Genomic DNA, 20736 nt, shown 5'->3' on the forward strand with positions numbered 1-20736 from the left:
TTTTTTTTTTCAATAGATCTAAATACACCAAAAATCAATGATTTAAATGGTTGAATAAAGTAATTAGATAAGCAGATTAATCTATATAGGGAAAATTAGCGTTCTTTGTCATGTGCAAGTCGGCTTGTCGCCGTTGCCTCTCGATTTTATCGGGATGGTAAAGGAGGAAAGTCCGGGCAACACAGAGCGCCATACTTCCTAACGGGAAGGGTATCCATCAGAAAAGTTGGGTATACAGACAGTGCCACAGAGAATATACCGCCCTGATCGTTTTCGGTCAGGGTAAGGGTGAAAAGGTAGAGTAAGAGCCTACCGGTTGAATGGTGACATTCAGCGCATGGCAAACCTTATGGGTTGAAAGATCAAATAGGCCCCGGGCAAAGAGCTGCTCGTTCGATTCCTTTCGGGGATTCCGGGGTGGGTAGATCGATAGATCCTGACTGCGAAGTCAGGGCTAGATAAATGGCAGGCTTCTTCTGATTTTTCAGAAGAAACAGAACCCGGCTTACAGACTTGCACTTTTTCTCTTAAATTAGCCTTATGTCGAAAATACTGATCATTGATGACGAAAAAGTCATCAGAGCCACCCTCAGGGAAATCCTGGAATACGAAAAATTTGAGGTTAGCGAGGCCAAGGACGGCGAAGAAGGCCTGGCCAAATTGAAAGAAGAAGAATTTGATTTGGTTCTTTGTGATGTAAAAATGCCTAAAATGGACGGAATAGAAGTTCTGGACCAAGCCAAGGCATTGGAAAAATCACCTCAGTTTATCATGATTTCTGCTCATGGAAGTATTGAAACAGCCGTAGAAGCCACCAAAAAAGGAGCTTTTGATTTTATCCCAAAACCACCCGATCTCAATCGCCTGCTTCTTACAGTTAGGAATGCATTGGACAAAAAAAATCTGGTAACTGAGACCAAAGTCCTAAAAAAGAAACTTTCCAAGAAGTTTGACATGGTAGGTGAATCCAAACCTATCCTATTGGTCAAAGAGACCATTGAAAAGGTTGCCCCTACAGATGCCAGAGTACTGATCACTGGGCCTAATGGAACAGGAAAAGAATTGGTTGCCCACTGGATTCATCAAAAAAGCAACCGAGTATCCAATCCCTTTGTAGCAGTCAATTGTGCAGCCATTCCTTCTGAGCTAATTGAATCAGAATTATTCGGTCATGAGAAAGGGGCGTTTACTTCAGCTCACAAGCAAAGAGCCGGGAAATTTGAGCAAGCTCAAGGGGGCACACTTTTCCTGGATGAAATTGGAGATATGTCTCTTTCTGCTCAGTCTAAAGTGTTGCGTGCGCTTCAGGAGAATCTGATCAATCGTGTTGGAAGTGATAAAGACATCAAAGTAGACGTACGCGTTCTAGCTGCAACGAATAAGGATCTCAAAAAAGAAATTGAAGAAGGAAGGTTCAGAGAAGACTTATATCACCGACTGAGTGTAATTCTGATTCAGGTTCCAGCTCTGAAAGATAGAAAAGATGACATCCCTTTGTTGATAGACAAGTTTTTAGACGATATCGCTCAGGAAAGTGGCGATGCCAAAAAGGGGATTACTAAAGAAGCTTTAGCTAAGCTGCAGGAATTTCCTTGGACAGGAAATATCAGGGAACTACGAAATGTCGTGGAACGTCTGGTAATATTAGGGGAACCCACAATTAGCTTGGAGGATATTAAAAAATATGCTGACTACTAAGAGTCAGCATTTTTTTTATACGTTAGCTTTCTGCCCAACTTCTGCTTTTGCATAGGCAGGACAAGGCTTACTGGAAGCACATGCACCTAGTGCTAAAATTCCGATCAATAATGCGATAGTGGCTAATTTTTTCATGTGTATTTAATTGATTTTCTAAGGTCTAAAGGAATCTCGCATGCTTAATAGTCATCCAAATGTGTGATGGCTACGTCATGCTCGATTTAATGTGTCGATAATTATTTCTTTTCTCGGTCAACTTCAACTTCCTGAAGAATTAAAATTATCTCTGAATTCAATGAAATTGAGACTCTTTTGATTTTGATCGAGAAAATAAGCTGTCCAAATATGTTTAATAAATTTTAAGTAAGCAATTACTGAACCAACAAGTTACATCCCCGGATTTCAGAATTGTCAAATCTCCCCAAAACCTCTAAGAAACCTCTCTCATCTATCCTGCCCAGATCCTGAGTTTCTATAAAAGAACAGGAATGGAAATTAGCCAAATCTATCACATTGATTCCGCCTTGAGAACGATTAGTCCATTCCAATGGATCATTGACATCTCTTAACATAACGCGCATACTCAGCGGTAAGGTATATTTCCCCTCCCCTTTTGAATAAGCCTGAGACATCAACTCAGTCATCCCATATTCCGAATGAATATTGTCAACATGGAAAGATTCTTTGAGTATTTGATGAACTTCCTCTCTAATCATTTCTTTCCTTCTCCCTTTCATCCCTCCTGTTTCCATCACAATTAAATTTTCTGATTGGGGAAATTCCTCTTTTTTTTCAGCTAAATCCAAAAGCGCGAATGTCACACCCAACAACAAAACCTTTTTTGAATCTTTAGAAAGAAGCTTCAGTTTTTGAAAAAGCTCATCATGATTATATAAATAAAAGCCAGAATGCTCCGAGCCTGACTTTTCAATAAAATGAGCAGCCATAGACACCAAGCTACTCCCTTTTCTCTCTAAATATGCGGGTAATAAAGCCAAAACATGAAAATCCTTTAGCTTCCCATATTCTTGTTCAAAAGTTTTTTGCGCTTGTTGTAAATACCAGTCCTCAGACCAGAAATAATGTTTGCTGGTAATCATCCCTGTGGTCCCGGAACTGGAGAAGAATCCTTCAAATTGATCCAAAGGACCAGATACAACTGGAAAGTCTTTAAAAAAGCGAATTGGTAAAAAAGGAATTGACTCCAAATCATTGATTTTTTCAGGGTCAATTTTCCTTGCTTTCAGATAAGCACTATAAATGGAATTGTGTTTTGCCTGAAATTCAAAAATCTCCAAAGCCAGATTTTCAAAGTTTTCAGACTTTAAATTCTCTACCTTCTCAGAAAAACTTTTAAAATCCTGCATCGTTTTATAATTTGCATCAACCCAATCGGATCCTAATTGGTTCTGTTTGTAAAATTAATCCGCCTTATGCGTTTAAAAAGTTATTTCAGCTTATTCTTTCTTGTCCTTTTTGTGGGAGCATGCGTGAATCCACCGGATAATTTTCCAACAGTCCCTTCTATTACCTTTGAATCATTAGAATACGTTCCTACAGCCGGACCGGATTCATTGATTGTTGGAATAGATTTTCAAGATGCAGAAGGAGATTTAGGTTTATCTGCAACAGATATCAATCCTCCATTTAATGCCTTTGATTTTCAGAGAGATGCGGCTGGAAACTTAATTACATACAGCAAAAGACCTGCTTCTGCACCAACATATAATCCGATCGATTACGTAATCAACCCGATTGTCAATAATCAAACTGTCAATGATACTATTTGGGTTAGGCAGAACCCCAATCAGTACAACATTTTTGTAAAGTTCTTTATCAAAAGAAATGGGAGGTTTACCGAATTTAGGTGGCAAGACCCTCCATTCTTCACCACTTTCAATGGAAGATTTCCAAGAATATTAACTTCAGAAGAAGGACAGGCAGTAGAAGGAAATATCAAGTATGCCATGCTTTCCTCAGGTTGGGAAGCTATCTTCCGAAATGACACTATCAGAATTGACGTTCAAATTCAGGATAGGCAATTGAATCGAAGTAATGAAGTATCCAGCCCCGAATTAACACTCAGGCAGATAACTCGAAATACCCCATAAAAAGAAAGGGCGGTGATTATTCACCGCCCTTTCTTTTTTTATGCTAACCCAATTACAAAGCTGGATAGGTTTTTGGATTTACTTCATGCATTATGCTGTAAACCTTTTCCACCACGTCTTCGATACTTGGCTTGGAGAAATAATCTCCGTCCGATGAGTAGGCTGGTCTATGCGCTTTGGCTGCTAATGTTTGAGGGTCAGAGTCCAAGTATCTAAATACTTTTTGACCTTCTATCACTTGCTGCAACATAAACGCTGAAGCTCCTCCAGGAACATCTTCATCAGCAAAAATTACTCTATTCGTTTTCTTCACAGACTCCCCTATAACGCCATGTACATCAAATGGCAATAAAGTCTGTACATCAATTACTTCTACCTCAATTCCTATTTCAGACAATTCTTGAGCAGCATCCATTACAATTCTGCACATAGAGCCGTAAGTCACGATAGTTAAGTCTTTTCCTTCTCTTAATATTTCTGGTTTACCCAAAGGAACTGTGAATTCACCGATATTTTCAGGAAGCCTTTCTTTAAGTCTGTAGCCATTAAGACATTCTACGACAATTGCCGGCTCATCAGACTTGAGCAAGGTATTGTACATACCAGCAGCCTGAGTCATATCTCTCGGTACGCAAACTACCATTCCTCTTAGCGTAGAAAGAATCATACCCATTGGAGATCCAGCATGCCAAACTCCTTCTAGTCTATGACCGCGGGTTCTTACGATTAAAGGAGCCTTTTGACCTCCTTTAGTTCTGTATTGTAGGGAAGCCAAATCATCAGAAAGCATTTGAAGGCCATAAAGCAAGTAATCCAAATATTGAATTTCTGCAATTGGTCTCAAACCTCTCAAAGCAGCACCAATTCCTTGGCCGATAATGGTACATTCGCGAATACTGGTATCACTGACTCTCCACTCTCCGTGTTTTGCCTGAAGACCTGCAAAAGCTTGATTAACATCACCGATTTTCCCTACATCTTCTCCGAATGCAAAGAATCGAGGATCGTTTTCTAATTTATTGTCAAAGAATGCCTGCAAAACTTCACGCCCATCCACTACCGCAGATTTTTCATTGAATTCCGCAGGAACTTCATCAATTTTCAACACAGACCATTCAGACTGAGAATACAGATGGCTGCTGTAGCGGTCATGGTTCAATTCGGTTTGCTTTTCGTACCAAGCTTTCAATTCATTCTTGCCAGAATTAGAATCGAATCTCAAAAGCAGTAACGCTTTTCTCACCGTGGAAACCACATCCTTTCGGATGGGATTGATTGTCTTTTTCAGTTCATCGGCCAACTGATCCAACACCACTTTTCTGGTACTGTCTTGTGCTGCTGATTTTATCAATGCAACAGCCTCGTTCAGCTCTTTTTTGATTTCACCGCTGAAATCTGACCAAGCTGCTTCTTTCTCTTTTTTGACCTGAGCTTTTGCCTCTGCTTCTATTTTATCCAAGGCATCAGCTGTAGCTAATTCATTTTCAAGAATATACTCTCTAAACTTTTTAATGCAGTCCCAGTCTTTTTCCCAGTCCAGTCTTTCTTTGGACTTATATCGCTCATGTGAACCCGAAGTACTGTGACCTTGCGGCTGAGTCATTTCTTCTACATGGATCAAAACAGGAACATGTTCTGTTCTTGCCAATTCTCCAGCTTCTTGAAATGCCTGAAGCAATGCCTCATAATTCCAGCCTTTTACTTTGATGATTTCAAAACCGGCTTTTTCTTCAGTTCTCTGGAAACCTGCTAAAGCCTCTGAAATACTTCCTTTGGTGGTATGAAATTCTTTTGGAACTGAGATTCCATATTCATCATCCCAAATGGAAATCACCATCGGCACTTGCAAGACTCCCGCAGCATTGATGGATTCAAAAAACATTCCTTCCGAAGTAGAAGCATTTCCTATTGTACCCCAAGCAACCTCATTACCATTAACTGAGAATTGCTTCAATTTCTTCATGCCCTTATTGATTCTAAAAAGCTTGGAAGCATAAGCCAAACCCAAAAGTTTGGGCATTTGAGCAGCTGTTGGAGAAATATCAGCCGCTGAATTATTCATTTTAGTCAAATCCTTCCAAGAACCGTCCTCATTTAAAGAGCGGGTTGCAAAGTGACCATTCATTAATCTACCTGCACTTGCCGGCTCCTCCTCTACATTAGTGTAAGCATAAAGCTGAGCAAAATATTGTTTAACATTTAACTCACCCAAAGCCATCATAAAAGTCTGATCACGGTAATAACCTGATCTAAAATCTCCTAATTGAAAAGCCCTTGCCATTGCAATTTGAGCAAGCTCTTTTCCATCACCAAAAATACCAAACTTCGCTTTTCCCATGAACACCTCTTTTCTTCCCATCAGGGAAGCGTGTCTGCTAATCATCGCTATTCTAAAATCTTCCAAAATAGCTGAAGGCTCCGGGACGAAGGAAGGCTTGCTTTTTTTTATCTTTTGTAATTCTGACATAGACTTGTTTAATCTAAAGTTATTTGGGTTTGGGTGCGCACAGTTCTAGTGCAGATCAAAAATAGCCAAATCATTTTTTTTTACAAATTTAAGCTGAACTTATTTTCAGTTTAAAATTTGGTATTTTGGTTAAATATTAATCCAACGACAAATTTTATTCTGTTAATACTATTAACACTGATTAAATATTTGATTTAGACAGATTTAGATTATTCTGTAATTCCGGTTTTTATCCATACTATATTCTCAAAATATTCAACTTTTAAAATTTAAATTTTGAAATAATCAGCATTTTCCAGCCGAATTTTAGAAGAATCTTTTGATTTTCAAGATTTTTCAAAATGAGACCAAATACTATTCTTAAAAATGCGATTAGAATAAACTGGCTTACTATCTTTGCCGCCATATTTAAATCCAAATAGACTTGCCATGATAATAGGTGTTCCAAAGGAAATTAAAAACAACGAAAACCGAGTAGCTCTTACTCCTGCAGGAGCGAAAGAATTGGTAAAAAGAGGCCATACCGTATACGTACAGCACACAGCTGGAGAAGGTAGTGGTTTCCCAGATGAAGAATATGAAAATGCAGGCGCAAAAATTCTTCAAACTATAGAAGCTACCTACGAGATCGCAGAAATGATCATGAAGGTAAAAGAGCCTATTGAATCTGAATACAAACTCATCAGAGAAAACCAATTGTTGTTCACCTATTTCCACTTTGCTTCTTACGAACCACTAACCAAGGCTATGGTTGAAAGCAAGTCGGTATGTTTGGCATATGAAACTGTAGAGAAAGCTGACAGAAGCCTTCCACTTTTGATTCCAATGTCTGAAGTTGCCGGTAGAATGGCTGTTCAGAAAGGTGCTAACTACTTGGAAAAACCATTGAAAGGAAGAGGAATTCTTTTAGGTGGAGTACCAGGTGTATTGCCTGCTAAAGTTTTGATTTTAGGAGGTGGAATCGTGGGAACCCAAGCTGCTTGGATGGCTGCGGGATTAGGAGCTGACGTAACAATCATGGATGTATCACTTCCAAGAATGAGATACCTGGATGATGTGATGCCTGCAAATGTGAACACCATGATGTCAAACGAATATAACATCAGGGAAATGATCAAATCTGCTGATTTGATTGTTGGAGCTGTTTTGATCCCAGGAGCAAAAGCGCCTCACTTGATTACCAGAGACATGTTGAAAGACATGAAGCCAGGAACCGTATTAGTTGACGTGGCCGTGGATCAAGGTGGCTGTATTGAGACCTGCAAGCCGACTACACATGAGAACCCAACCTTCATCATTGATGATGTGGTTCATTACTGTGTGGCTAACATGCCAGGAGCTGTACCTTACACTTCTACTTTGGCATTGACTAACGCAACCCTTCCTTACGCAATCCAACTTGCAGAAAAAGGCTGGAAACAAGCTTGTAATGACAATGCAGAATTGAAATTAGGATTGAATGTAATTCAAGGTGAAATCGTGTATAAAGCAGTAGCTGATGCTTTTGACATGCCTTACGCAATGGTTGAAAAATATCTAGCAGACTAATTCATTTCCTGCTTTTAAATATTAAATCCTCCAGACTGACTCTGGAGGATTTTTTATTGGTTTAAAGCCCAATAAATCATCCTAGTACCAAATCCTATCATGATAAGTCCCACCAAAAAGCCCAATATTTTCATCAATCTAGGTGTTACTAATGGCCTTAATTTTTTTGCTACATAAGCCTTAAGTAGATCAATAGAAAAAACGGTTCCTAAAATACCTGAATAATAAATACCTGCTTCTGCTTTTCCATAGTCAGGTTTCAAATGCACTAAGCTGGTTATCGAAACCCAAAATAACAGCACAAAGGGGTTTATTCCATTGATGCTAAACCCCTTCAGAAAAGCTGTCTTTTTTTGGATTGGCAGAGTAATCCCTCCAGAATTAGGACGGGAAGTTTTGGCTTTGATCAAATTACTAATCCCAAAACCAAATAAAACCAGGCCTCCGAAAACCCCTAAAACGAATTCAAAATGATCAATTCCAGAAAGATAGCTGACACCAAAATAGGTGATCAAAACATAGATACAGTCAGACACCAATATCCCTAAAGCGGCCAAAGCAGCATATCTAAATCCATGCTCTAAGCTACTTTGAATCAGCGTAAAGAAAACAGGGCCGATGAGGGCAGAAAGCAAAAGCCCCATACTCAAGCCTTCCAGTAGAGCGGCGATCAAAGATTATCTCCTTTCTTATTTAAAAACTCTCTCCAAGATTCGGCTTTTTCTCCTTTAAGAACTCGGGGAAATTTATTTTGACCTCCCTCCTTCCCCTGACTTCTCATCCAATCATAAAAGTCAGAACTGGGTCTAACCTCACAAAACACCTTTTTTAAAGCGTGCCTTCTCTCAACAGCATAATCGTCGTTCAGCTCTTTCAGCAGGGCATCAATTCTTTCTCCCAACTGCTGGGCATCCACTGAATCATTGGTCCCGATGTACCAATGGTGGGCAAATAAATTTTTGTAAGGCTCACCCAAAACAGTGAATTCTTTGATTGTAATATCAAACTCGTTGGAAGCAAGCTCTACTGCCTTATTCATATTATCCACCGACAAATGCTCTCCGCATAGACTCAAAAAATGCTTGGTCCTGCCAGTGATAATGATCTCAGACTCCTCCTTTGAAACAAAGCGAATAGTATCCCCAATCAAATATCTCCATGCTCCGGCGCAGGTTGATATCAGTATCGCATAATCTTTTCCTTCCTCAACCTGATCAATTTTCAGTGTCTCTGCATCTTGGCGAATGGAGCCATTTTCATCGAAGTTTTTGTCGTTAAATGGCACAAATTCATGGAAAATCCCATTGTTCAAGACCAGTCTCATTGACTTTCTTCTAGGCAAAGCTTGAAAAGCCAAAAATCCTTCAGAAGCCAAATAGGTTTCTATATAAGTAAGCGGCTTTCCCAATAGCTTTTCAAAGCCTTTTTTATAGGGTTCGAACGAAACCCCTCCATGGACAAAAATCTGAAGGTTGGGCCAAATCTCATGAATATGGGCCACTTGATATCTTTCTATTATTTTCTCCAATAAGATTTGCAACCAGGCCGGAACTCCCACAATAATCCCAATATCCCATTTAGGTGCTTTTTCGACTATTTGATCCAGCTTGTCTCCCCAATTCTTATTTCTGGATATTTTTTTCCCGGGCTTGTAAAAACGCTGAAACCAAATAGGTAACTTTCCAGCAGTGATTCCGCTCAGATCTCCCGAAAAATAGGTGCCATTAAATTCCAAATCAGTACTTCCGCCCAACATCAAGATACCTTTGGTAAAAAGTGATTTAGGCAAGTCATATTTCGATAGACTTAAAATCTGCCTCACTCCTGTTCTTCGGATGGCCTTCACCATATCCTTGGTGATTGGAATATATTTCGAGGCGGCTCCCGATGTTCCTGAACTCAAGGCGAAATGCTTTACTTTTCCCGGCCAAGTGATATCTCTTTCCCCATTGAGTAATCTATGCCACCATTCTTCATAGATTTTGTCGTAATCATAAATCGGAACTGAGTTTTTGAATTTTTCATAAAACTGATCATTTCCTCCTTTGAAAGATTTTAAAATTCCCGGAAAATCATATTTTTCTCCAATGGCAGTTCTATTTGAGGCTATGAGCAGTTTTTTCAAAGCCTGTTTTTGCAATTCTATAGGTTGAGAGTACTCTTGCTCTAAACTTTCTCTCAAGCGAATGCCTTTCTTTAGTAAAGTACTGATGATCGCCATATCTTTGTCTTGGCCTTTTTCAAAAATTTAAGAGCTTAAAAATAGAAAATGGATATCAAAGCAAATCTTGAAAGCGTAAAAAAAACCTTTAAAAACCCCGACTGCCTACTCGTGGCAGTAAGCAAAACCAAGCCTATATCTGACCTCAAAGAGGCTTATGAGGCCGGCATTAGGGATTTTGGGGAAAACAAAGTTCAAGAGCTTCAGGAGAAGCAACCTCAACTCCCTGAAGATATCCGATGGCATATGATCGGGCATTTGCAGAGAAATAAGGTCAAATACATTGCACCTTATGTGCATTTGATTCATGGGGTCGACTCCTTCAAGCTTTTAAAAGAAATCAATAAGCAAGGGAAAAAGATTGATAGAAAGATTCCTGTTTTATTGCAGATGCATATCGCTGAAGAAGACAGTAAGTTCGGCTTCGACAGAAAAGAAATGGATGAAATGCTGGCAGATCCGGACTTTACTGAACTTACTCACGTAACAATCAAGGGACTGATGGGAATGGCTACCTTCACCGAAAATGAAGAACAGATCAGAAGAGAATTTCAGGGTTTGAAAAATCACTTCGAAGAACTTAAAACCAATCCCCTTCCCGAATTTATGAAAATGGAAGTTTTATCTATGGGAATGAGTGGTGACTATTTGATTGCGCAGGAAGAAGGCAGCACCATGGTCAGGATAGGTTCTGCAATTTTTGGAGCAAGAAATTATTAATCAAGAGCTAATGAACGGAAAACAATTGATTATGCTAGCTGGGCTATCAGGGGCTATTGCGGTAGGCTTAGGAGCATTTGGGGCACATGGATTGGCAGATACACTGGCTGCAACAGGAAGAGCCGACACCTTTGAAACCGCGGTGAAATATCACTTTTACCATACATTGGCACTTGCCTTAATCGGTATCATCAAATTGATCAAACCCAATTGGAAAAGTTTGGTTTTTGCTTCTTGGAGTATGATTTTCGGAATAATCGTCTTTTCAGGATCTCTTTATATTCTTTCCCTGTCTGGTGTTACCTGGTGGGGAGCCATTACTCCATTAGGTGGAGTAGGTTTTATCATGGGTTGGCTTGGATTATTTTACTCAGCACTTCGCAATGACCAAATTCTTGCAGATTAGAATTATTACTATTTTTCTTTTTTTGATCGTCTTTCAACAGGCTCAGGCTCAGTTGACAAGAGATCAGTATATACAACTTGAAAATGCCTTGGGAGAAGGGAGCTTTTTTTCTGGCCATTTGACAGGTTTCATGCTTTATGATCTGGATTCTCAGCGGGTTTTATATGAGAAAAACTCTCAGATCAATTTCATTCCTGCTTCTACAACCAAGCTTTTTACACTTTTTGCTGCCTTAGCCATACTTCAAGACTCTACTCAAACCCTACGATACCTTCCAGCCGGTGATACGCTGAAAATCTGGGGAGCAGGCGATCCCAGCTGGAAATACCTAAGTTTTCGCCAACCGGATTTTGAGAAAATCTGGAAAAACTATCGGGTTATTCAATTTTCCGATGCCAATCAGGTGAGTCCTGCATTTGGATATGGCTGGCAATGGGATGATTATTATTACGATTATTCAGCTGAAAGAAGTCCATTGCCTATAGCGGGGAATTTGTTGGAGGTTAAAAAAGTCGGTAACCGGCCAGAAGTTTTACCAAGTAGATTCCAAAAATCTATTCGAACTACCACATTACCGATTAAAGAATTAGAAAGAGACTTTCATTCTAATACCTTTTCTTATAACCCAAGCACTTTTGTCGGCAGGGAAAAATATATACCACTGCTCACTTCCGGCAACTTAACTGCTGAATTGGCTCAAGAAATCACAGGTAAAAAGTGGATTTATAAGAAGGAACCTTTACCTCCAAACCATAAGGTATTCCGAGGCGCTCCTTTAGTTCCCCTACTGCAGGAAATGATGCTAGAAAGTGACAATTTCATAGCTGAACAGATGCTTTGGATGGTTTCTGATCGAATTTTTAAGACTTTAGATACAGAAAGAGCCATCGAGTTCATCAAAAAGACCTATTTCTTTGACCTTCCTGACCAGCCCAAATGGGTAGATGGAAGTGGGCTTTCCCGTCATAATCTCTTCACTCCCCGCTCTATGGTAGGATTGATTGAAAAGCTTTACCGCATACTTCCCGAAGCCCAATTATATCAACTGCTACCCACAGGTGGGAAAACAGGCACTTTAAAAAATAGCTTTCAGGCGGCTCAGCCCTATGTTTTTGCTAAAACAGGGACTATCAGTAATCATTACAGTCTGGTGGGAATAATTAAAACAAATAGGGGAAAAACCTATGCATTCGCATTTATGAATTCTAACTATCTACATTCGGCTTCCGCAGTAAGAAGAGAGGTGGAGAAAGTAATGATTCAGGTTCGAGATTTTTTTTAGAGTTGGGAGACGGGAGACGGAAGATGGAACTTTAAGTCCGATGTCGGGTGACCGATGTCAGATGAGATAGGGAGATAGGAGTTTATGTTATGACCCTTTTAAAGTCGTCGATAGTCGATTTTACACAACTATTACAGTGCAGTTTTAAACCAGAAAAAGAAATGCGAATGATGAATACCCCCTTTTTTACCAGGTACCAAATGAAATAAGGTTTGAAGTCTGATTTTAGGTGCTGTGGTCTGTGGTCAATCGACGAAATTCTAACTTTTTAAAAAATTTTTCCGAAAACTGTAAGGAAAGGAAGATGCCTTGGTCTAAAGAAGAAAAAACCAAAACCATGAAAAAGTTAATTCTTCTATTCTTTGTCATTTTCTCCAATCTATCTTCAAGCTTCGGTCAGGAACTACAGGTAAAAATCTCAGGAAATGGCCCGGCTGTTATCTTGATTCCGGGACTTTCCTCCTCAGGGGAAGTCTGGGATGAGACAGTAGCCGATCTCTCTCGAAATTTCCAGTGCCATGTTATTACTCTTCCAGGCTTTGCCACAAATCCTGCGGGAGATTTACAAGCTGGTTTTATTGACACGATGGAAAGCCTGCTTAGCGAATACATTCAAAACCAACCCGGAAAAGTTTTCCTTATTGGACACAGTTTAGGAGGCTTTCTTTCCCTTCATCTGGCTAAAAATCTTCCTGAAAAAATTCAGAAAGCAATCATTGTGGACTCCTACCCTTTTTATTCAGCAGCCTTTAATCCTGCTGCCACTGAAGAAAACATGAAAGGAATGGCTAATCAAATGAAAGAGTTGATGTTGGCTCAAAGTCCTGAACAGTATCGCAAACAGCAAGAGTCTACCATGCCTATGATGACTACCAATCAAAAGAAACTGCCTTTGGCAGTAGAATGGAGTATGGAAAGCGATAGAATGACCACTGCTCTGGCTATGTATGAATTAATGACCACGGATTTCAGGCAGGAATTAACTGAAATCAAAACTCCAATCATGGTTTTAGGAGCTTGGTATTCGGGAAAAAACTATGGATTGACAGAAGAAAGTGTTCGAGAAAATTTTAAAAGTCAATACAAATTGGCCCAGAATGTTCAAATTGAAATGGCGCCAACTGCCCACCATTTTATCATGTGGGACAATCCGGAATGGTTTATGGAAAAAATAAGCGCATTTCTGCAATGAGAACCCAAAAGGAAAAGGATTTTGAAGCCTTGTACCTAAGTCACAAGGATAAAATTTACCGACTATGCCTGGGATTTGTTCGGGATAAAGAACTTGCCAATGATCTTTTTCAGGAAATTCTGATCAAGATATGGAGACACCTTGACAGCTTCAAAGGAGAAAGCGAGATCAGTACGTGGATCTATCGAATCGCCTACAATACTGCTTTGACTTTTTCCACAAGAGAAAAGAAACAGGGTGAAAAGAAAGTGGAAATTCCGGATAATCTTAACCTGACAGAACCGGAAAACTTATCCCAAGAGCTGGAAAACCGACTTCAACAACTCTATCAGGCCATTTCGGAACTGAATGAATTAGACCGGATCATTGCCACTTTACTTTTGGAAGGCAATGCCTACAAAGTAATCGCAGAGATCAGTGGAATCTCGGAGAACTATGTCGCAGTCAAAGTCAACCGCATCAAAGCCCTATTAACCCAAAAACTCAATCCTCAAACTCATGGAAACTAATTTCAACGATATACAACAACTCTGGAAAAGTCAAAAAGCTGTCAATTTTGATATCAGTGGACTGATTCAGCAAATGAAAGCCACCGAAAAAAAGCAAAAAACGGAATGGATCATTGGTATAGCCTGTGTGCCGATTACTATATCAATTCTGGTCTATGCCCTTCCGCTTAAAGACAGCCCTTTGGGAATTATCACGCTGCTGATTATAAGTTTCGGAATGTCCTGGGTGATCTGGCTCAACAGTAAATCCTTACTGGGACAAGTAGAAAACGCCGAGCGCTACAATCAGCGAGACTATCTGCAAGAACAGATTCAAAAACTCAAACTGCGTGGCAAAATCATCCAAAAACATATGATTACCTATGGTGTTATATTGGCTTTGGCGATTAATCTTGGCTATTTGGCAGTTTTGGCCCCATTATCCTTACAAGTAAGAATTGGTGCTCATGTAGGAGCGACGCTTTTCATCGCCGTGATCATGTGGTTTACCCTAAGAAAGAAGAGTAAGAAATTTGAGACCGAATCCCGTCCAATGATTAGGCAATTGGAAAAACTACTCGAAGAATTGAAAAACTGAGAGAAAGCCCTGTCTTTTGACAGGACTTTTCTTTTACATCCTTCGGGAAAAAAGGTAATTTCAAGCCAAATATTGCCAAAATGAATAAACGCACTTTTCTCAAATCACTTGGTGTCTTGGCCGGAGCCAGTCCTTTCTTTGGATTCAATTCCATTTCTTCTGAAAGTAACCCAAGTACTTTACTCCCAAAACCCCTCAAAAAAGGAGATGTGGTCGGGTTAATAAGTCCCTCAGCTGCTACTGCCGACAGGATGCAATTTACCTTCGCTAAAGAAGCTTTGGAGGCGCTTGGTTTCCAAGTTAAACTCGGAGAAAATCTAAAAAACAGAAGAGGTCATTTGGCTGGCACCGATCAGGAAAGAGCATCTGATTTAAACCAAATGTTTGCTGACCCGACTGTCAAAGCGATAATTTGTATTCGAGGAGGTTCGGGTGCCTCACGGATTTTACCAATGATCAATTACGAATTGATCAAAAATAATCCCAAGCCATTGATGGGCTATTCAGATATTACCGCTCTTCACTGCGCCATCCATTCTCAAACAGGCCTGATATCTTTTCATGGCCCCAATGGAACCGGCAGTTGGAACAGTTTCAATGTTCAAGCTTTCAATCAGCTATTTTTTGAGAAAAAACTGGTTCAATATAAAAATGAACAAGTCAAAGGGGACGATTTGGTTATCAAAAACAATAGGATCCAAGTTCTCAAAGCAGGAACTGCAGAAGGGAAAATTTTGGGTGGGAACCTAACAGTCTTGACCGCACTGAGTGGCACTCCTTATTATCCAGATTTCAAAGATTCCATTCTATACACAGAAGATATTGGAGAAGATCCTTATAAAGTGGATAGAATGATGAGTACTTTGAAACTCAACGGAACATTAGACCAGATTAAAGGGTTTATTTTTGGTCAGTGCAGTGACTGTGAGCCGGGAGGTGGTTATGGTTCATTATCCGTAGATCAGGTTTTGGATGATTATATTTTGCCTCTCAACATTCCGGCTTATTCAGGTGCAATGATTGGCCATATTTCTAAACAATTCATCATCCCTAATGGAGCTGAAGTCAGAATGGATTCGACAAAAGGTACCATAGAGTTGCTGAAACCAGTATTTCAATCTTAATGAAATCGAGCACTACGCAAGGTGACACAAAGAGAAACGATTATAATCAAAGCGAAGATTCCATCTGACCTTTGAAAAAAAATATAAACAGATGAAAATGTATAGTTTATTTATTTTTATATCAGTTCTTTTGGCTTGCAACACAGCGAGCATAGAGCTTCCCCAAAATTTAACCACCGTGAAAGATCAACCTTTAACCTACCTTGCTTTAGGAGACAGTTATACGATTGGAGAGGGAGTACCTGAAAAGGATCGATACCCCAACATTCTGGTTGAAAAATTAAATACTCAGACCGAACTCAAATGGGGCAAACCTGAGATCATTGCCAAAACCGGATGGACTGTTGACGAATTGGATAAAGGAATCAATGAAGCTGCTCCAACAGGCACTCCCTATGATTTAGTCACCTTATTAATCGGAGTAAATAATCAATACCGAGGACGATCCGTAGACGATTATCGGGTTGACTTTGAATTAATGCTTTTAAGAGCAATTGGATTTGCAGGAAATAGACCAAACCGAGTAGTGGTCGTTTCTATCCCCGATTGGGGAGTTACGCCTTTTGCTGATAAACGATCCACTGACAAACAGAAAGTTGCTGCTGAAATCGACGCCTACAATCAGGCCAAAAAAAGCGTTTGCGGGAAATTTGGAGTGAAGTTCGTAGAGATTACTGAACATTATCGCAGAGTGGGTGCTCAGCCTGAAATGGTCGTTGCGGATCAGTTGCACCCATCAGGAAAAGTTTACGAACACTGGGCTTCTGAACTATTCAAGGTTGTAAACTCTATCAAGTTTCAGCAATAAGCCTTTCCTTGATAGGATCTTTTTTGTCATTCTGAATATTTCTCCCACTTTCCATGCCTTTTAATCTCCAGAAAGGCTAAAGATTTTAAAACAACCATTTGGTTAAGCTTAGAAATAGTTTCTTCTATAGGATAAGATATTTCAATAGAGAGATATAAGATCATAGCCTCTAAAAAGATAGTAGCGTATAAAACTAAATCTTTTGGGAAAATGAAACCTATACTCAAGGCTTGTATCAGTCAATTATAAATTATTCCATTTCCAGCATCGGGGCATTTTCAAATGAATGGGAAATATCCTTACATTTATTGTAGAAGGGAAAGTGCCTGTCTGGGCTAAATTAATTGAGATGAAGGCGAGCAAATACTTATGCCTACTTTTAGCCATTTTATTTTCCTGTGCTGAAAAGGAAACCAAAATCATTTGGGTATATCCGTATCCCCTGAATTCAGAATTATATCCCAATGCCGAAGCAGGAATTTTTTTTCTTACTCAAGATAATGAAGAGATAGATTACTCTAAGTGGAAACGTCAATCGGAGAGTTTCGAAATTAAAGGCTTTAAATTTGAAGAAGGATATTTTTACAAACTAAAAGTAGAATATGAAGTGGATCAACCTTTTCAAAAATTCAAATTGAAGTCCATTTTACAGAAACAAAAAGATTGGATAGGATCAATCAAGGGAGCTTGGCAAAATATATCCATACCGGAACAACCCTATTTTCCAATTTTTATTCGGATTCAAAAATTAAGCAGAACGCTTGAAACGTATGGAGGTTGTTTTAAGGGAATCACAGGAATGGGGGAAGTGGGGGAAAGAAAAATCCAATTAGCGCATACCTATTATCGATTGGAGGCCGATAAAATTTGCCTTGGCCAAAGCCCAATTCAGGAGGGAGGCTTTAGTTTTGTACAATCCACGACATACTACCAACTCACAACAGAAGGCTTTTTAGAGTTTTTTGATGATAAAGAAAATCTTCTAGCCAGATTACAACCATCCGAGTAAAAATCTCTTTTATCCTTGCTTTTTGACCGCTTTTTGTGAAGGATATGCTTATTTTCACGTTTGGAAATTCCTACCATTTTCAAGCTTTATAAAAGCCCTAAAATCTATGAAAATTATCTGCATCGGCCGTAATTATGCGGCTCATATTGAAGAATTAAAAAATGAGACACCAGGAAATCCGGTAGTTTTTTTGAAACCAGATACAGCTTTATTGAAAAACGGAGCGGCATTTTATTACCCCGATTTTTCGAAAAACATTCATCATGAAGCAGAATTGGTATTGAAAATCAATAAAGAGGGAAAGTATATTCAAAAGAAATTTGCTCATAGGTATTATGAGGAAATAGGATTGGGAATTGATTTTACGGCCCGTGATCTTCAAGATCAATGCAAAGCCAAAGGTTTGCCTTGGGAAATAGCAAAAGCCTTTAATGGCTCTGCTCCTATTGGAGATTTTATTCCCGTTTCAGAGATCCCCAACTTGGAATCCATTGACTTTCACCTTACCATCAATGGGGAAATCAAGCAACAGGGAAATACCAGCTTAATGCTTTTCAATTTTGCTACGATAATTGAATACGTTTCCCAATTTTTCACGTTGAAGAAAGGCGATTTGATTTACACAGGAACTCCAGCGGGAGTTGGTCCTGTCAAAATTGGAGATCGTCTAGAAGGATTCATTGGAACCCAAAAAATGCTTGATTTTGAAGTTAAGTAAACTACTACCCGTATTCATTTTATTTCTTTTTATTGGTCAAAATTCATTCTCTCAAGGAGTCATCCGAGATTATTTCCGTTCTCCAGTCAAACCTGGGGGAAGGAATTATTTGTCGGGAAATTTCTCTGAATTAAGACCAAACCATTTCCATACTGGGCTTGATTATAAGTTTGGAGGTGTGGAAGGAGAACCCATTTATGCAGCTGCAGATGGTTGGGTTCATCGCATAAAAATTTCCACTTACGGCTATGGAAATGTCATCTATCTCAAGCACCCTTCAGGGCACATAACTCTTTATGGGCATTTAAGGAATTTCAATCCCAAGCTTCATCAATACATGATAGAACGCATGTACGAAGCGCAAGTCAATGAGTTGGAATTATATCCCACACCTGGAGAGCTAAGTTTCAAAAAAGGCGAACGAATAGCCGACGGAGGGAATACAGGGAGTTCAGGCGGACCTCATTTACATTTTGAAATAAGAGACAGTCTGGACAGAGCTATGGATCCGCTTCTTTTTGGTTTTCCGGAAATCCTGGACAACATAGCTCCTACTCCACAGAAATTAGCACTTGTCCCCCTTCAAATTGATTCCAGAATTAATGGAAAATTCGAGCGGATGGAGTTTACTCCTATTGCAAGCGGAGGTGTATATAAAATTCCCGAAACCATTCAAATCACTGGGAAAGTGGGTATTGAAGTGCAGGGCTTCGACCAATTGGACGGAGCAAGTAACAGGAATGGCTTCCCGTATTTTGAAATTCGGGAAAACGACTCCTTGCTTTACCAATTAACAGTGGATAAGGTGGATTTTAATTATACCCGACAGTTTTTGTTGCATACGCATCAAAACAGGTTTTCAAAACTCTACTATCAACCCAACCTGAAATTTGAATATCTCAGACCTTATCAGGCCGGGATAGGACATATGGAATTGGAGCCGGGAAAAAGAAAAAATTATGAATTGCGCCTGATCGATGCTTTGGGGAATACTCAAAAAATTCAATTCTCAATGCAGGGAAAGGATCAGGAATTTGTAATCGCAGATGGCGCTGCTCCGACCAGAGCCCAAGTGGATTATATGGGAAACATCCTAAAAATTAAAGCCCCTATATCCAAACTGGGAGGCTTGGCTAAATTTTACGTGGGTACCCGGACTTTTGAAATGCTGCCTGCCTATCAAGACGCAAATAGCCGGACTTATTTGTGGGATATGCAATTTGGAATTCCTGAAGAAATTGATCTTTGCTCAGAAGTAATTAGCACCCCACTCAAAGCAGCCATTCCTGCTGGAGAAGAAAAGCTTTTTGCGCAAAGAGGTGTTCAGATCAAATTTGATAAAAACACCCTATTAGATGACCTATATCTAAGAATTCAGGAAAGTGGAACCGGTAGTGCTGCAAGATTACAAATCAATGATCCTTCGGAATATTTATGGAATTCTATGGAAGTTCTCTGGAACACCAGTCCCGGAAATTTGAATAAATCCAGAACTCATGTATATCAAGTTAATAGCAGAGGCAGTAAATCATTTGTAGGAGGAACTTGGGAAGACGGGGCAATCCGCTTTAAAACCAGAAATTTTGGTACTTTTATGCTTGCTGAAGACATCAAGGCTCCCAGCATAACTCCGGTAAGGGTGAATGCCACTGAAATTCGCTTTTCCATTCGGGATGATTTATCCGGAATTCAGAGCTTCGAAGCAAAAGTGGATGGGAAATGGGTGTTGATGCGGTATGAGCATAAGCAAGCCTTGATCTGGTCAGAAAAACTGGATAAACAACCCTTCCGTGGACCTGTTATTCTTAGGGTAACTGACATGGCTGGAAATGTAGCCGAATGGAAAGGAACCATCGCTTAATTCATGTTTCATTAAAAAAAATTAAACGTATGTCATTAGAAGTAGGCCAAAAGGCACCAGATTTTGAAGCAAAAATTGAAACAGGAGAAACCATCAAACTCTCTGATTTTAAAGGGAAAAAAGTAATTCTGTATTTTTATCCTAAAGACAATACTCCCGGCTGTACGGCTCAGGCTTGTAACCTGAGAGATAATTATGAGGCCCTGCAAAAAGCCGGTTATGTAGTTTTGGGGATCAGTTCAGACTCTGAAAAATCCCATCAAAAATTCATTGAAAAACAATCTCTTCCTTTCTCTTTGATCGCAGATCCAGATCTAAAAGTGCATGAAGCTTATGGCACTTGGGTAGAAAAGTCCATGTATGGAAGAAAATATATGGGAACTGCAAGAACTACATTTGTGATCGATGAAGAAGGCAAGATTGAGGAGATCATTGAAAAAGTAAAAACCAAAGAACACACTGCTCAAATCCTAAAATAAACCTCC

Annotated in this window: 19 protein-coding genes and 1 other RNA gene; 16 read left to right on the plus strand and 4 right to left on the minus strand. The window is 39.5% G+C overall.

Annotated elements, in window-relative coordinates:
* The first annotated feature begins 111 nt into the window (after window positions 1–111).
* Window positions 112–524: RNase P RNA component class A (rnpB, locus tag BM073_RS11520), an RNA gene on the plus strand.
* A 16-nt stretch (window positions 525–540) separates the two neighbouring features.
* Window positions 541–1698, plus strand: coding sequence for a sigma-54-dependent transcriptional regulator (locus tag BM073_RS11525; protein ID WP_091654262.1), 1158 nt, complete (start codon window positions 541–543; stop codon window positions 1696–1698).
* 371 nt (window positions 1699–2069) lie between these two features.
* Here BM073_RS11525 and BM073_RS11530 read toward each other — a convergent pair whose 3' ends face one another.
* Window positions 2070–3065, minus strand: coding sequence for a long-chain-fatty-acid--protein ligase (locus BM073_RS11530; protein ID WP_091654264.1), 996 nt, complete (start codon window positions 3063–3065; stop codon window positions 2070–2072).
* Between the two features lie 66 nt (window positions 3066–3131).
* Here BM073_RS11530 and BM073_RS11535 point away from each other — a divergent pair, with 66 nt between their 5' ends.
* Window positions 3132–3809, plus strand: a complete 678-nt coding sequence (locus BM073_RS11535) for a hypothetical protein (RefSeq protein ID WP_091654266.1) — start codon at window positions 3132–3134, stop codon at window positions 3807–3809.
* 52 nt (window positions 3810–3861) lie between these two features.
* On the opposite strand, the gene BM073_RS11540 is transcribed toward BM073_RS11535, so the two are convergent.
* Window positions 3862–6276 (minus strand): alpha-ketoacid dehydrogenase subunit alpha/beta, encoded by a 2415-nt coding sequence (locus BM073_RS11540; protein WP_091654268.1) that lies wholly within the window; start codon window positions 6274–6276, stop codon window positions 3862–3864.
* Between the two features lie 429 nt (window positions 6277–6705).
* Between BM073_RS11540 and ald the strand changes: the two genes are divergently transcribed.
* Window positions 6706–7824 (plus strand): alanine dehydrogenase, encoded by a 1119-nt coding sequence (ald, locus tag BM073_RS11545; RefSeq protein WP_091654269.1) that lies wholly within the window; start codon window positions 6706–6708, stop codon window positions 7822–7824.
* Window positions 7825–7877: 53 nt separating this feature from the next.
* Here the strand turns inward: ald and BM073_RS11550 are convergent, their stop codons facing one another.
* Together BM073_RS11550 and BM073_RS11555 are read right to left on the minus strand one after the other, a co-directional pair.
* Entirely contained in the window at window positions 7878–8498 is a 621-nt protein-coding gene (locus tag BM073_RS11550; RefSeq protein WP_091654271.1) for a LysE family translocator, read from the minus strand.
* Complete coding sequence (locus tag BM073_RS11555) at window positions 8495–10045, minus strand: GH3 family acyl-acid amido synthetase (protein WP_091654273.1); 1551 nt, start codon at window positions 10043–10045, stop codon at window positions 8495–8497. The genes BM073_RS11550 and BM073_RS11555 overlap by 4 nt, the downstream gene beginning before the upstream one ends.
* A gap of 48 nt (window positions 10046–10093) precedes the next feature.
* Between BM073_RS11555 and BM073_RS11560 the strand changes: the two genes are divergently transcribed.
* The 12 genes from BM073_RS11560 (at window position 10094) to bcp (ending at window position 20730) form a co-directional block, all read left to right on the plus strand.
* The gene (locus tag BM073_RS11560; RefSeq protein ID WP_091654276.1) at window positions 10094–10765 is read left to right on the plus strand and encodes a YggS family pyridoxal phosphate-dependent enzyme; all 672 of its coding nucleotides are present in this window, start codon (window positions 10094–10096) and stop codon (window positions 10763–10765) included.
* 10 nt (window positions 10766–10775) lie between these two features.
* Complete coding sequence (locus BM073_RS11565; RefSeq protein ID WP_091654278.1) at window positions 10776–11171, plus strand: DUF423 domain-containing protein; 396 nt, start codon at window positions 10776–10778, stop codon at window positions 11169–11171.
* Window positions 11149–12453 (plus strand): D-alanyl-D-alanine carboxypeptidase/D-alanyl-D-alanine-endopeptidase, encoded by a 1305-nt coding sequence (locus BM073_RS11570; protein ID WP_091654282.1) that lies wholly within the window; start codon window positions 11149–11151, stop codon window positions 12451–12453. Before BM073_RS11565 ends, BM073_RS11570 begins: the two co-directional genes overlap by 23 nt.
* Window positions 12454–12790: 337 nt before the next feature.
* Window positions 12791–13645 carry an alpha/beta fold hydrolase gene (locus BM073_RS11575; RefSeq protein ID WP_175557897.1) on the plus strand — a complete coding sequence of 285 codons (855 nt, stop codon included), beginning with the start codon at window positions 12791–12793 and terminating at the stop codon, window positions 13643–13645.
* Window positions 13642–14154, plus strand: coding sequence for an RNA polymerase sigma factor (locus BM073_RS11580; RefSeq protein WP_175557898.1), 513 nt, complete (start codon window positions 13642–13644; stop codon window positions 14152–14154). Before BM073_RS11575 ends, BM073_RS11580 begins: the two co-directional genes overlap by 4 nt.
* The gene (locus tag BM073_RS11585) at window positions 14144–14731 is read left to right on the plus strand and encodes a hypothetical protein (protein WP_091654285.1); all 588 of its coding nucleotides are present in this window, start codon (window positions 14144–14146) and stop codon (window positions 14729–14731) included. Before BM073_RS11580 ends, BM073_RS11585 begins: the two co-directional genes overlap by 11 nt.
* Before the next feature lie 80 nt (window positions 14732–14811).
* Window positions 14812–15855 carry a S66 peptidase family protein gene (locus BM073_RS11590; RefSeq protein WP_091654287.1) on the plus strand — a complete coding sequence of 348 codons (1044 nt, stop codon included), beginning with the start codon at window positions 14812–14814 and terminating at the stop codon, window positions 15853–15855.
* Between the two features lie 178 nt (window positions 15856–16033).
* Window positions 16034–16663 (plus strand): SGNH/GDSL hydrolase family protein, encoded by a 630-nt coding sequence (locus BM073_RS11595; RefSeq protein WP_245756406.1) that lies wholly within the window; start codon window positions 16034–16036, stop codon window positions 16661–16663.
* Window positions 16664–17012: 349 nt separating this feature from the next.
* Window positions 17013–17672: a DUF4377 domain-containing protein gene (locus BM073_RS11605; RefSeq protein WP_217643107.1), complete on the plus strand. Its 660-nt coding sequence runs from the start codon at window positions 17013–17015 to the stop codon at window positions 17670–17672.
* A 106-nt stretch (window positions 17673–17778) separates the two neighbouring features.
* Window positions 17779–18390, plus strand: a complete 612-nt coding sequence (locus tag BM073_RS11610) for a fumarylacetoacetate hydrolase family protein (protein WP_091654293.1) — start codon at window positions 17779–17781, stop codon at window positions 18388–18390.
* On the plus strand, window positions 18377–20251 hold the full coding sequence (locus BM073_RS11615; RefSeq protein ID WP_091654347.1) for a M23 family metallopeptidase: 1875 nt from the start codon (window positions 18377–18379) through the stop codon (window positions 20249–20251). Before BM073_RS11610 ends, BM073_RS11615 begins: the two co-directional genes overlap by 14 nt.
* Before the next feature lie 29 nt (window positions 20252–20280).
* Complete coding sequence (gene bcp / locus BM073_RS11620; protein WP_091654295.1) at window positions 20281–20730, plus strand: thioredoxin-dependent thiol peroxidase; 450 nt, start codon at window positions 20281–20283, stop codon at window positions 20728–20730.
* Window positions 20731–20736 lie beyond the last annotated feature (6 nt).

It is taken from the genome of Algoriphagus ornithinivorans (assembly GCF_900115305.1).
Classification (GTDB): Bacteria; Bacteroidota; Bacteroidia; order Cytophagales; family Cyclobacteriaceae; genus Algoriphagus; species Algoriphagus ornithinivorans.

Excerpts from the sequence above, each read along its gene's own strand:
- BM073_RS11525 (WP_091654262.1), top strand. The coding sequence starts at position 541 with ATGTCGAAAATACTGATCATTGATGACGAAAAAGTCATCAGAGCCACC.
- BM073_RS11530 (WP_091654264.1), bottom strand. The coding sequence starts at position 3,065 with ATGCAGGATTTTAAAAGTTTTTCTGAGAAGGTAGAGAATTTAAAGTCT.
- BM073_RS11535 (WP_091654266.1), top strand. The coding sequence starts at position 3,132 with ATGCGTTTAAAAAGTTATTTCAGCTTATTCTTTCTTGTCCTTTTTGTG.
- BM073_RS11540 (WP_091654268.1), bottom strand. The coding sequence starts at position 6,276 with ATGTCAGAATTACAAAAGATAAAAAAAAGCAAGCCTTCCTTCGTCCCG.
- ald (WP_091654269.1), top strand. The coding sequence starts at position 6,706 with ATGATAATAGGTGTTCCAAAGGAAATTAAAAACAACGAAAACCGAGTA.
- BM073_RS11555 (WP_091654273.1), bottom strand. The coding sequence starts at position 10,045 with ATGGCGATCATCAGTACTTTACTAAAGAAAGGCATTCGCTTGAGAGAA.
- BM073_RS11560 (WP_091654276.1), top strand. The coding sequence starts at position 10,094 with ATGGATATCAAAGCAAATCTTGAAAGCGTAAAAAAAACCTTTAAAAAC.
- BM073_RS11565 (WP_091654278.1), top strand. The coding sequence starts at position 10,776 with ATGAACGGAAAACAATTGATTATGCTAGCTGGGCTATCAGGGGCTATT.
- BM073_RS11570 (WP_091654282.1), top strand. The coding sequence starts at position 11,149 with ATGACCAAATTCTTGCAGATTAGAATTATTACTATTTTTCTTTTTTTG.
- BM073_RS11575 (WP_175557897.1), top strand. The coding sequence starts at position 12,791 with ATGAAAAAGTTAATTCTTCTATTCTTTGTCATTTTCTCCAATCTATCT.
- BM073_RS11580 (WP_175557898.1), top strand. The coding sequence starts at position 13,642 with ATGAGAACCCAAAAGGAAAAGGATTTTGAAGCCTTGTACCTAAGTCAC.
- BM073_RS11585 (WP_091654285.1), top strand. The coding sequence starts at position 14,144 with ATGGAAACTAATTTCAACGATATACAACAACTCTGGAAAAGTCAAAAA.
- BM073_RS11590 (WP_091654287.1), top strand. The coding sequence starts at position 14,812 with ATGAATAAACGCACTTTTCTCAAATCACTTGGTGTCTTGGCCGGAGCC.
- BM073_RS11605 (WP_217643107.1), top strand. The coding sequence starts at position 17,013 with ATGAAGGCGAGCAAATACTTATGCCTACTTTTAGCCATTTTATTTTCC.
- BM073_RS11610 (WP_091654293.1), top strand. The coding sequence starts at position 17,779 with ATGAAAATTATCTGCATCGGCCGTAATTATGCGGCTCATATTGAAGAA.
- bcp (WP_091654295.1), top strand. The coding sequence starts at position 20,281 with ATGTCATTAGAAGTAGGCCAAAAGGCACCAGATTTTGAAGCAAAAATT.